The 11,836-nt window shown below is 45.0% G+C and carries 9 protein-coding genes and 1 pseudogene; 7 read left to right on the top strand and 3 right to left on the bottom strand.

Going from position 1 to position 11,836, the window contains the following annotated elements; genetic code table 11:
- The 4 genes and pseudogenes from tuf to R8O10_RS20490 all read left to right on the top strand — a co-directional run.
- Positions 1-132: pseudogene (tuf, locus tag R8O10_RS20505) on the top strand (elongation factor Tu); the annotation flags it as partial.
- Positions 133-463: 331 nt separating this feature from the next.
- Positions 464-652, top strand: coding sequence for a (2Fe-2S)-binding protein (locus R8O10_RS20500; RefSeq protein WP_005381360.1), 189 nt, complete (start codon positions 464-466; stop codon positions 650-652).
- Between the two features lie 93 nt (positions 653-745).
- Positions 746-1,222 (top strand): bacterioferritin, encoded by a 477-nt coding sequence (bfr, locus tag R8O10_RS20495; protein ID WP_005381359.1) that lies wholly within the window; start codon positions 746-748, stop codon positions 1,220-1,222.
- Positions 1,223-1,428: 206 nt separating this feature from the next.
- Positions 1,429-2,706: a malic enzyme-like NAD(P)-binding protein gene (locus R8O10_RS20490; RefSeq protein WP_005381358.1), complete on the top strand. Its 1,278-nt coding sequence runs from the start codon at positions 1,429-1,431 to the stop codon at positions 2,704-2,706.
- A 112-nt stretch (positions 2,707-2,818) separates the two neighbouring features.
- Here the strand turns inward: R8O10_RS20490 and metJ are convergent, their stop codons facing one another.
- Positions 2,819-3,139 (bottom strand): met regulon transcriptional regulator MetJ, encoded by a 321-nt coding sequence (gene metJ / locus R8O10_RS20485; protein WP_005381353.1) that lies wholly within the window; start codon positions 3,137-3,139, stop codon positions 2,819-2,821.
- A 225-nt stretch (positions 3,140-3,364) separates the two neighbouring features.
- Between metJ and R8O10_RS20480 the strand changes: the two genes are divergently transcribed.
- From R8O10_RS20480 to metF, 3 genes are all read left to right on the top strand, one after another.
- Positions 3,365-4,525 carry an O-succinylhomoserine (thiol)-lyase gene (locus tag R8O10_RS20480; protein ID WP_318191691.1) on the top strand — a complete coding sequence of 387 codons (1,161 nt, stop codon included), beginning with the start codon at positions 3,365-3,367 and terminating at the stop codon, positions 4,523-4,525.
- Between the two features lie 15 nt (positions 4,526-4,540).
- Complete coding sequence (locus R8O10_RS20475) at positions 4,541-6,949, top strand: bifunctional aspartate kinase/homoserine dehydrogenase II (RefSeq protein WP_318191690.1); 2,409 nt, start codon at positions 4,541-4,543, stop codon at positions 6,947-6,949.
- Between the two features lie 262 nt (positions 6,950-7,211).
- Positions 7,212-8,114, top strand: a complete 903-nt coding sequence (gene metF, locus R8O10_RS20470) for a methylenetetrahydrofolate reductase (RefSeq protein WP_005381345.1) — start codon at positions 7,212-7,214, stop codon at positions 8,112-8,114.
- A gap of 70 nt (positions 8,115-8,184) precedes the next feature.
- On the opposite strand, the gene R8O10_RS20465 is transcribed toward metF, so the two are convergent.
- Entirely contained in the window at positions 8,185-8,724 is a 540-nt protein-coding gene (locus R8O10_RS20465) for a PadR family transcriptional regulator (protein WP_005382791.1), read from the bottom strand.
- A 425-nt stretch (positions 8,725-9,149) separates the two neighbouring features.
- Positions 9,150-11,783 (bottom strand): phosphoenolpyruvate carboxylase, encoded by a 2,634-nt coding sequence (gene ppc, locus R8O10_RS20460; RefSeq protein ID WP_005381336.1) that lies wholly within the window; start codon positions 11,781-11,783, stop codon positions 9,150-9,152.
- Positions 11,784-11,836: the final 53 nt, after the last annotated feature.

Here is an 11,836-nt window from a genome sequence, read left to right as displayed (position 1 = left end):
ATGCCAGGCGACAACGTACAGATGACTGTAGAGCTAATCGCACCAATCGCAATGGACGAAGGTCTACGTTTCGCGATCCGTGAAGGTGGCCGTACAGTAGGTGCTGGTGTTGTTGCTAAGATCTTCGACTAATTCATAACGAATTAAACGAAATCTTGCACTGTTCTTCTTTTTGAAGAAAGCGCATCGAAAAGGGAAGCTTAGGCTTCCCTTTTTCATTTCTAGATTACATTTAGTTATAAGTGTTGAAATAAAAGACGTCACTTTTTCGATTTAAAAACAGAGTTTTACCGACTTTATTTCTTAACGCTTTTACTCACCCCTCTTAACCCTTTGATCTTTTCCTGCAGCGGTAAAATCGTTATAACCAAATATTCTGAGCGGACACCATAATGCGACTGGTAACAAGAACTATTCTTGTTTATATTGTTTGTCACAGATTAGTTTTATAGGTTTTTTGAGTATGTACGTTTGTCTTTGCCATGGTGTCTCCGACAAAAAAATCAGGAAGTTGGCGATAGATGAAGGCGTAACAGATATTAAAGGAATCAAAAAGTGCACGGCATTGGGCAGCCAATGTGGTAAGTGCATCAGACAGGCCAAGGAAATTTTAGCGGAAACTAGTTACACGGAATTTAAACAAGCCAGCTAATTGCTGTAAGTATGCAGTAATTATTTGCCTTACATTTTGACACCTTCTCATTTGCTTCTACATTTAAATGAAGCCAAAGAGGAGGGTTTTGTCATGAAAGGCGATCCAATCATCATTCAACATCTCAATAAAGTGCTCGGTAACGAGCTCGTCGCTATTAATCAGTATTTTCTTCATGCCCGAATGTATAAAGACTGGGGCTTAAAGCACCTAGCAGACAAGGAATATCACGAATCTATCGATGAGATGAAGCATGCCGATCATCTAATTGAGCGTATTTTGTTCCTTGAAGGCTTACCGAACCTACAAGATTTAGGTAAGTTGATGATTGGTGAAGATACCAAGGAAATGCTCGAGTGTGACTTAAAGCTTGAAATGGCGGCTATTCCAGATTTAAAAGATGCGATTGCCTACGCTGAAGACATTCGAGATTATGTGTCTCGAGATCTCTTCCAAGATATTCTTGAAGATGAAGAAGAACATGTTGATTGGCTAGAGACGCAACTTGGCTTGATTGAAATGTCTGGTATTGAGAATTATCTCCAAGCGCAATACGTGGACGAAGAGTAACGATACTTTCTGAGTTTGCATACTCCAATAATAGTAAGAAGAAAGAGCACCTGACTCGAAAATCGGGTGCTTAACCCCGTTATCTGGTCTAATCTCTTTTATTATCGGCTTTTTAAGGATATTGCTCGCAATCTTGCCTATGAAGTTTGATTTCTATCCGATAGAATTTATGCCCCCTTACCTAAAAATAAAAAAGAGAAACGTCCATGTCTGAAGACAACCACCAAGCAGCCACTCCAGAAGAAGAACATCGCCAAAAAGCATTGGATTACCATGCTTATCCAACTCCAGGAAAGATTGCTGTCGAACTGACAAAGCCTGCGGAAACGGCGGGTGATCTTGCCCTTGCATACAGCCCTGGTGTTGCAGAGCCAGTGCGTGAAATCGCACAAAACCCGGATAACGTGTACAAGTACACTGCAAAAGGGAACATGGTTGCTGTTATTTCTAACGGTACCGCTATTCTAGGTCTAGGTAACCTAGGTCCACTTGCATCTAAGCCTGTGATGGAAGGTAAAGCGTTACTGTTTAAGCGTTTTGCTGGTCTTGACTCTATTGATATTGAAGTTAAGCACCGCACGATCGATGAATTTGTGGATACTGTTGCGAGCATTGCAGACACTTTTGGCGGTATCAACCTTGAAGATATTAAAGCACCAGACTGTTTTGAGATTGAAAAACGTTTGATTGAGCGTTGTGATGTACCAGTATTCCACGATGATCAACATGGTACTGCTATTGTAACGGCAGCGGGTATGCTGAATGCAATCGAACTTCAAGGTAAGAAACTTGAAGATTCAACAATTGTTTGTCTTGGCGCTGGCGCTGCCGCTGTAGCGTGTATGGAGCTTCTGATCAAATGCGGTGCAATGCGCGAAAAAATCTACATGCTAGATCGCAAAGGTGTGATTCACACTCGTCGTGATGACCTTAATGAATATAAGCAGTTATTTGCGAACAATACAGATAAGCGCACACTAGAAGACGTAATTGAAGGTGCAGATCTGTTCCTAGGTGTATCTGGTCCAAACCTGTTGCCAGCGGAAGCGTTGAAGTTGATGGCTGATAAGCCAATCGTGTTCGCATGTTCTAACCCGGATCCTGAAATCAAGCCGGAACTTGCTCACGCAGTTCGTGATGACTTGATCATGGGTACTGGCCGTAGTGATTATCCTAACCAAGTTAACAACGTATTGTGTTTCCCATTCATTTTCCGTGGTGCTCTTGATGTGCGTGCAAGTGAAATCAATGATGAAATGAAACTTGCAGCCGTTGAGGCGATTCGCGAGCTAGCAAAAGAGCCTGTACCTGAAGCCGTATTGAAGGCTGCAGGTGTTGATAAGCTAGAGTTTGGTGCGGACTATATTATTCCAAAACCAATGGATTCACGTTTGCTACCGCGTGTTGCAAAAGCGGTTGCTCAGGCGGCGGTTAATTCAGGTGTAGCTCGTATCGAGATGCCTGAAAACTACATGGCAGAGTAATATATCTTTCAGGTGTGATACACAAAAATGGGACGCTATTGCGTCCCATTTTTTATGTCATTCATTTGGCTCGAGGCAAGAGTCATTACCTGAAACCTCTTATCAGGCTTTTTTATTCTTCGTCGAATGACTCAAATTCGATGCCCATTTCCGTCATCAGCGCTTTTACTTCTGTTGGAATATCATCAGGACGGTCTTTACGAAGGTCTTCATCTGTCGGAAGTGGCTGACCTGTGTACGCGTGCAAAAATGCCTCGCATAGCAATTCGCTATTGGTTGCATGGCGTAAGTTATTGATCTGACGGCGAGTACGCTCATCAGTTAGCACCTTTAAAACTTTTAGCGGGATAGAGACGGTAATTTTTTTTACTTGTTCGCTTTTTTTGCCGTGCTCTGCATATGGGCTAATGTATTCGCCATTCCAGTCAGCCATTGCACACCTTCATTTATGTAATCGGTTAAAAATAATTTAGGTGCTGATTTTAGCTGCATTTACCGCCATAAGCAAAGACATATAGACGTCTAGAAGTGTTGACGTCTCATTTTTTGACGAGTAAAGTGAACATAACAGCAAAGGAAGCGTGTTGATCACTTTATGTTACTCATTAGATATAGCGCATTCCTATTTAGAAGTCATTACCCGTGAAAGGATACACCCATGAGCACTCGCAAACCTGCGACCATTGCAGTACGCACTGGTATTGAATCAGACAGCCAATATCATGCTGTCGTTCCACCTATTTATCTTTCCACTAACTATGGTTTTCCTGCTTTTGGTGAAGTGCCCAAGTATGATTACACACGATCTGGTAATCCAAACCGCGGACTGTTGGAAAGTGCGCTATCTGAACTTGAGTCTGGAAAAGGAGCGGTTGTTACTAACTGCGGTACGTCGGCATTAAATTTATGGGTTTCCGCTTTTCTCGGCCCAGATGATCTCATTATTGCTCCTCACGATTGTTATGGTGGTACCTATCGTCTTTTTAATACCCGAGCTAACAAAGGCGATTTTAAGGTTCAGTTTGTCGATCAATCAGACGAACAGGCTTTAGATGCTGCATTGGCACAAAAACCAAAACTCATTTTGCTAGAAACTCCGTCAAACCCTCTGGTTCGCGTAGTGGATATTGCAGCTACTTGTGAAAAAGCGAAACAAATCGGCGCGTTAGTTGCGGTGGACAATACCTTTTTGACACCCGTGTACCAAAAACCTTTAGAGCTAGGTGCGGATTTTGTTATCCACTCCACAACAAAGTACATCAACGGTCATTCGGACGTAATTGGTGGAGTAATCATCACCAACACAGAGGCGCATGCAGAAGAGCTTGCATGGTGGGGCAATTGTATTGGTGCAACGGGCACACCTTTCGATAGTTACATGACACTGCGAGGTATTCGTACGCTTGCTGCTCGTATGAGAGTACATGAAGAGAGCTCACAGCAGGTACTGGCTTACCTACAGAAACAAGCGTCAGTTAAAACTATCTATCATCCAAGCCTGCCGGAACATCCAGGTCACGACATTGCTAAAAAGCAGCAAACGGGCTTTGGCTCTATGTTGAGTTTTGAGTTTGCTGGTTCGTTTGAGCAGTTAAAGGTGTTTGTGAAAGAGCTCCAACTGTTTTCATTAGCAGAGTCATTAGGTGGTGTAGAAAGTTTGATTTGCCACCCAGCATCCATGACGCACCGTGCAATGGGTGAGGAGGCGCTGGCGGAGGCTGGGGTCTCTCATCAACTATTGCGTTTGTCTGTCGGTTTGGAAGATGCACAAGACCTCATCACAGATTTAGAACAAGCGTTCGCTAAAGCTACCCAGTAATAGGAGACGATAACAATGACTGTACAACGTCAGCTGCATAAGTTTGGTGGCAGTAGCTTAGCAAACCCAGAATGCTACTTACGCGTTGTGGGTATTCTCAAGGAGTATTCGACAGAAAATGATCTGGTGGTCGTCTCTGCTGCAGGAAAAACCACTAACCGCTTGATTGAGTTTTTGGAAGGGTTAAATAAAGATGGCCGAATTGCGCATGAAGCGCTTCAAAGCTTAAGACAGTTTCAAACTGAGCTAATAGAAAGCTTGTTGGAGAGTGAAGCAAAAGAAGAGCTGTTAGCTTTATTACATGATGAGTTCAGTACTCTCTCGGAGCTGACTGCACCACTCACTAATGCGCAAAAAGCCGCGGTACTGGGGCACGGAGAAGTATGGTCTGCTCGCCTATTGGCCGCGTTATTATCTCAACGTTCTATCCCTGCGGTTGCACAAGATGCACGAGCGTTTTTACGTGCAGAAGCGGGAACTCAACCAGAGGTTGATCGCGCTCGTTCATACCCTTTAATTAAAGAGATCCTCGCGCAGCATAACCATAAACGTGTGGTAATTACTGGCTTTATGGCTCAGAACGAGGCAGGAGAAACCATTCTACTTGGTCGTAACGGCTCTGACTATTCTGCAACGGTCATAGGCGCGCTTGCTGAAGTCAGTACTGTCACTATTTGGAGTGATGTTGCTGGTGTCTATAGTGCCGATCCACGTTTGGTGTCTGACGCTTGTTTATTACCGTTACTTCGATTGGATGAAGCCAGTGAACTTGCTCGCTTAGCTGCCCCAGTGCTACACAGTCGTACGCTTCAGCCTGTGGCGCAAAGTACCATGGACCTTAATCTCAAGTGTAGCTATCTGCCAGAGTCGGGTTCTACTCGTATTGAGCGTGTATTGGCATCTGGTCGTGGCGCTAAAATTATTACTTCACTGGATGATGTTTTATTGGTGCAGTTGTCTTTCATGCATGGGCACGACTTCGAAAAAACACAGAGTGATGTATTACAAGCGTTGCAGCGCGCGCAATTAGAGCCACTGGCATTTGAAGCTCAATCCGATCAGCACACGCTACGCTTGGCTTACACCGCAGAAATCGTCGGTGGTGCATTGAAACACTTGCAAGAGCTTGCGGTAGAGGCAGAAATTAAGCTAAAAGAAGGTTACTCGCTCTTAGCTGCGGTAGGTGCAGGCGTTACGAAAAACGCCAATCATTGCTTTGGCTTTTATCAGAAGCTAAAGCACTCTCCGGTAGAATTTATCTCTGAAACAGACTCAGGACTGAGCCTAGTCGCTGTTTTGCGCCGTACTGATACCGAGGCGTTGGTTCAAACGATTCATAGCCAGTTGTTCCAAGCGCAAAAACGCGTGGCAGTGGCTTTATGTGGCAAGGGTAATATTGGTTCTAGTTGGTTAAATTTATTTGCGACGCAAAAAAGTGAGCTCGAAAAACGTCATGGTATGAGCTTTGATCTTGTCGCGGTTGTGGATAGCCAAACCTATTGGTTCGATGAGCAAGGTATTGAGGCGGCGAGTGTTGCTGAACGATTTGATGATGAAAGCATAGCAAACAATGGGGATTGGCTGGCACGTTTGGGAGCACTTAAAAGCTATGATGAAGCCGTCGTGCTTGATGTTACCGCGAGTAAAGAGTTAGCTCAGCGCTACGTAGAAATCGCACAGCAAGGCATTCATTTGATTTCCGCTAACAAAGTGGCCGGTTCCGCAGATAGTCAGTACTACCATCAGGTTCAAGATGCATTCGCTAAAATTGGTCGTCATTGGCTATACAACGCAACGGTTGGTGCTGGGTTACCGATAAACCATACCGTGCGAGATCTTCGTGAAAGTGGGGATGAAATCGTCGCTCTATCGGGGATTTTCTCGGGGACGTTATCATGGCTGTTCCAACAGTTTGATGGTTCTGTGCCATTTAATGATTTAGTCGATCTTGCTTGGCAGCAAGGGTTAACCGAACCTGACCCTCGTTCTGATTTAGATGGCTCCGATGTAATGCGTAAGTTAGTCATCTTGGCTCGAGAATCGGGCCTAGATATAGAACCAGACAGCGTTAAAGTTGAGTCTTTGGTGCCAGAAGAATTAAGAGAACTGAGCTTAGATGATTTCTTCGATAATGGAGCATTGTTGAGTGAAATACTTCAAGAGCGTCTGACAAAAGCACAGAGAAACGATCAAGTGCTTCGCTATGTGGCGCGTTTAGAAAAAAATGGTAAAGCAACGGTGGGAGTCGAAGCGTTATCTCGTGAGCACGCGCTCGCCAACTTATTGCCATGCGATAACATTTTTGCCATAGAGAGCAAGTGGTACAAAGATAACCCTCTGGTCATTCGAGGACCAGGCGCAGGCAGAGAAGTGACAGCCGGCGCTATTCAATCCGACCTCAACCGATTGGCTGGTTTATTTTAAAGTTGCGATTGACCTAAAAACCCTGGAATTAATCCAGGGTTTTTTATTCCCCTATCAGTGCCATACTGAAGTCATAACCCGTGCAAAATGGCGAGATGATGCTCAAGTAGAAACTTGAACTATCTTCATTATTAACTTGAGAAAAATTCATAATTACAAGGTTGACATTAAATCGTATTCAATACATTCTGTAGACATATAGACGTCTAAACGTCGATTTTAAGGATTTGTTTTCGTGGCGGAGTGCCGCAGGGAGAGTAAGATGGGATATACGCACGCAGGCCATATCGACGCCTTGAACCAGAATATTGCTGAGTTATCAGATAACATCAATGTATCGTTTGAGTTTTTTCCGCCAAGCAGCGCTAAGATGGAAGAAACACTTTGGAATTCAGTGCACCGTCTTAAAACGCTTCAACCTAAATTTGTTTCTGTGACTTACGGTGCGAACTCCGGCGAGCGTGACAGAACACACTCCATCATTAAAGAAATTAAAGCAACAACCGGATTGGTTGCCGCTCCCCATCTCACTTGTATTGATGCGACTCGTGAAGAGTTGATTAATATTGCCGATGATTATTGGAACAATGGTATTGAAAATATCGTCGCTCTGCGTGGTGATATTCCTCCAGGTGGCGGTGCGCCTGATATGTATGCCTCGGATTTGGTTGAGCTGCTGAAATCACGCCACGATTTCGATATCTCCGTTGCTGCATTCCCTGAGGTTCACCCTGAAGCTAAAAGCGCTCAGTCTGACTTATTGAACCTAAAACGTAAGGTAGATGCAGGTGCAAACCGTGCTATTACTCAGTTCTTTTTTGACGTTGAGTCTTACCTGCGATTCCGTGACCGTTGTGTCGCAGCAGGAATTGACGTAGAAATTGTGCCAGGAATTTTGCCTGTATCGAACTTTAAGCAAGCTTCTCGCTTTGCGGCACAGAACAACGTGAAAGTACCAGGATGGATGAGCAAACAATTCGATGGTTTGGATGATGATCCGGTGACTCGCCAGCTTGTAGGAGCTAGCCAAGCTATTGATATGGTGCGTGTACTGAGTCGTGAAGGGGTTAAGGACTTTCACTTCTACACACTAAACCGTGCAGAGATGACTTACGCGTTATGCCATACGTTGGGTGTTCGTCCTCGCGCAGTAGTCGGTGCGTAAATCTGGTTTCAAAAAGATAAAAGGCTTGCCAAGTGGCAAGCCTTTTTCGTTTTATCAAAGCAAAAGGAGTTTAACCAATCACTTCAAGTTCAGTTAGAACTTCTTCTGCCCAAGTGATCCAAGTTTCACGTAACAGTAGGTTACGGCGAAGCGTTAGACGTTCTAGGCGAGCTTGTTTATCTAAAGTTGACGGCGTTGCGTAGTAAGCCGCTTCAATTTCTTTGTAGTGAGAAACCAGTTTGCGAGACTCTTCAACTAGCTCGGCGAGTTGGTCACGGAATGGAGCCGCTGGTTGAACGGCACATGCCATCAATTTCGCTGAAAACTCATCACGAACTGTTGGGTGTGCAGTTGGTTGATCAAACCACTCTCCTAAAGCGCTGCGACCAGCGTCTGTAATGGAGTAAACCTTGCGGTCTGGTTTGCCTTCTTGGGGTTCTAATACGCAAGTAACCAGTTCTTTCTCAGCCATTTTGTTGAGTTCACGGTACACCTGTTGGTGGCTTGCTTTCCAGAAGTAACCGATGCTAGCAGAGAATTCTTTAGTGATATCGTAACCGGTTGCGTCGCGAGTGCTAAGAACAGTTAAGATTACGTGTGGTAATGACATGTCTTCAATCCAAATGGTCAATAAACTTGTAAACAAGCTACTTATACTTTCAGCTGCGCTCTTACTGGCACTTGAGTTTTTTAATGTATAAGTAGCACCAACAATGTTGGTCCTGTCACCTTAAAGCCGTTTATCACCTAGAGAGATGGGGAGTCCCATCAAGGCTGGAGCAGGTATGATTGGATTTATGAGCTCTCAGCAGGCAAGTAGTATATAAATAATAAGCATGAAGTGGAATAGTAGGACAAAATTACCCTAAAAAACTAACATAATAATCAATAGTGTTAACTTGTGGTTTTTTATTCTTTTATTTTGGTATTTTTTGGGTCTATAGTGGTATATTTAACTGTCTTTGTTTTGGTGCGATTATCCTGTGATAAAAAAAAGCTGAGCATTTGCCCAGCTTTTTATTAAAAATGAAACGATTAGCCTGTGTTGCGCATACCAGCAGCAATACCAGCAATCGTCACCATCAACGCTTCTTCCAAGTTTGCAGAAGCTTCTTCGGTTTGACGCGTGCGGTATAGTAGCTCTGCCTGTAGCATATTCAATGGCTCAACGTAGATATTGCGTAAGCGAATCGACTCGAGTCCCCAAGGGTCATGCTGCATCAAGTTTTCATTGTTCTCTACATTCAGTACCGCTTTGATGTCTTCTTGAAGCTGAGCACGAAGTTTTTCACCGAGTGGACGGAGCGACTCATCCACCAATCGCTCATCGTAGTAGCGAGAGATATCAATATTACACTTCGAGTACACCATCTCTAGCATGCCGAGACGAGTAGAGAAAAACGGCCATTCGCGGCACATCTCTTCGAGCAATGCTTGGTGGCCTTTATCGATCGAGTATTGAATCGCTTCACCTGCGCCTAGCCATGCAGGAAGTACCAAACGGTTTTGACTCCATGAGAAGATCCACGGGATTGCACGTAAGCTTTCTACTCCGCCCTTAGGGTTGCGTTTTGCAGGACGAGAACCAAGTGGCAACTTACCGAGTTCGAGTTCTGGTGTTGCTTGGCGGAAGTAAGGCACGAAATCTGGCTCGCCACGAACCACATTTCGGTAAGACTCACAGCTTACTTCTGATAGCACTTCCATCAAGTCGCGCCATTCTTGTTTTGGCTCCGGTGGCGGTAACAAGTTGGCTTCCAGAATCGCACTTGCGTATAGGTTAAAGCTGTTTACTGCGACATCTGGGAGTCCCAGTTTAAAGCGGATCATCTCGCCTTGCTCTGTTACACGTAAACCGCCTTTCAAGCTTTTTGGTGGTTGCGACAAAAGCGCAGCATGCGCAGGTGCGCCACCGCGACCGACTGTGCCCCCACGACCATGGAATAGAGTTAGCTCAACGCCTTCTTCTTCAGCCACTTTAACTAACGATTCCATCGCATGATACTGAGCCCAACCTGCAGACATAACACCTGCATCTTTCGCTGAGTCAGAGTAACCAATCATGACCATCTGGTGGTTTTGGATAAAACCACGGTAAAGGTCAATCCCCATAAGCTGCTTGATGACCGATTCCGCGTTGTTCAAATCGTCTAGCGTTTCGAACAGAGGACACACATCCATGCGGTAAGGGCAACCAGCTTCTTGTAGCAGTAGATGAACGGCTAGTACGTCAGAGGCGGTACGTGCCATTGAAATAACGTAAGCGCCAAACGCTTCACGCGGTTGTGCTGCAACAATCTTGCAGGTATCCAAAACCTCTTTGACGGGTTCAGACGGTTCCCAATCACGAGGGAGAAGCGGACGTTTAGATGCCAGCTCGTTAGTTAGAAAAGCAATCTTATCTTGCTCACTCCATTGTTCGTAATCACCAATACCTAAGTAGCGAGTTAGTTCAGACAAGACGTCTGAGTGACGCGTGCTCTCTTGGCGGATATCAAGACGTACAAGATGGATACCAAATGCTTTTACGCGGCGTAGTGTATCCAGTAGTGAGCCGTTGGCTATTACACCCATGCCACATTCGTTTAGTGACTGGTAGCAGGCATACAGCGGTTCCCAAAGTTGCTCGACTTTTTGCAGTGGTGCTTTAACGGCCAGTTTTTGACCGTGGATCTTAGCATCGAGAATATCTTTGGTTTCATTGAGCAGAGTGCGTAATTGCTTCAGGATCGCACGGTATGGTTCGTGCTGATCTTCGCCAGCAAGCTCACGGACTTGATCGTTTGAAACTGTCATAGACAGCTCGCTGATCAACTCGTTGATGTCATTGAGATAAAGATCGGCGGCTTTCCAACGAGACAAAAGTAAGACTTCACGCGTAACGTTGTGAGTAACAAACGGGTTACCGTCACGGTCACCGCCCATCCAAGAGGAGAAGTGCACTGGGCGAGCATCAATGGGTAAACCTTCTCCAAGGTAAGATTTTAGACGGTCATTCATCTCACGTAGGAAGTCCGGTACTGCTTCCCATAGAGAGTTTTCAACGACCGCAAAGCCCCACTTTGCTTCATCCAACGGAGTAGGGCGTTGTTGTCGAATCACGTCTGAATGCCAGCCTTGGGCAATCAGTTGCTCTAGGCGGCGTTCGGTTTTTCTGCGCTCTTTAGAAGAAAGATCGCTTAGCTCCAACTTTGATAAGCACTCGTTTATCTTGACCAGTTTGTTGATCATCGTGCGGCGCGTAATTTCTGTTGGGTGAGCCGTCAATACCAATTCAATATTCAGATCACGAACCGCTTGGGCAGTGTCCAGTTTGCTCACATCGTTTTGTACCAGTTTAGAAAACAGCGAGTTAATCGCGTCTGGTTCGCAAATGTGCTCTTCACAATGGCGTGAAATCGTGTGGTATTGCTCAGCGATATTGGTGAGGTTTAGAAATTGGTTAAACGCGCGAGTAACGGGCGTTAGCTGCTCATCAGGTAGATGTTTGATTTCTTCGATCAAGCTGTCCCTGTCTGCTTGATTCCCTGCTTGAGCTGATTTGGATAATTTACGAATGGTTTCCACTTTCTCGAAGATTTCTTCGCCATGGGCATCGCGAATGGTGTTACCCAATAAGTGGCCTAACATGCGCACATTACTTTTGAGTGCGGCGTATTTCTCGTTCATTGTCGTCCTGCCTCGTAAAAAAACTACATCCATTGTCCTTGTTAAGACTCCAA

The sequence above is a fragment of the Vibrio sp. 1727 genome, from assembly GCF_033344415.1.
In the GTDB taxonomy this organism is placed as follows: Bacteria; Pseudomonadota; Gammaproteobacteria; order Enterobacterales; family Vibrionaceae; genus Vibrio; species Vibrio alginolyticus.
The sequence above is the reverse complement of the archived record's forward strand: the minus strand, read 5'-3'. Positions and strand labels throughout refer to the sequence as shown.

Coding starts and splice junctions, on each gene's coding strand:
- R8O10_RS20500 (WP_005381360.1), top strand. CDS start 464: ATGTACGTTTGTCTTTGCCATGGTGTCTCCGACAAAAAAATCAGGAAG.
- bfr (WP_005381359.1), top strand. CDS start 746: ATGAAAGGCGATCCAATCATCATTCAACATCTCAATAAAGTGCTCGGT.
- R8O10_RS20490 (WP_005381358.1), top strand. CDS start 1,429: ATGTCTGAAGACAACCACCAAGCAGCCACTCCAGAAGAAGAACATCGC.
- metJ (WP_005381353.1), bottom strand. CDS start 3,139: ATGGCTGACTGGAATGGCGAATACATTAGCCCATATGCAGAGCACGGC.
- R8O10_RS20480 (WP_318191691.1), top strand. CDS start 3,365: ATGAGCACTCGCAAACCTGCGACCATTGCAGTACGCACTGGTATTGAA.
- R8O10_RS20475 (WP_318191690.1), top strand. CDS start 4,541: ATGACTGTACAACGTCAGCTGCATAAGTTTGGTGGCAGTAGCTTAGCA.
- metF (WP_005381345.1), top strand. CDS start 7,212: ATGGGATATACGCACGCAGGCCATATCGACGCCTTGAACCAGAATATT.
- R8O10_RS20465 (WP_005382791.1), bottom strand. CDS start 8,724: ATGTCATTACCACACGTAATCTTAACTGTTCTTAGCACTCGCGACGCA.
- ppc (WP_005381336.1), bottom strand. CDS start 11,783: ATGAACGAGAAATACGCCGCACTCAAAAGTAATGTGCGCATGTTAGGC.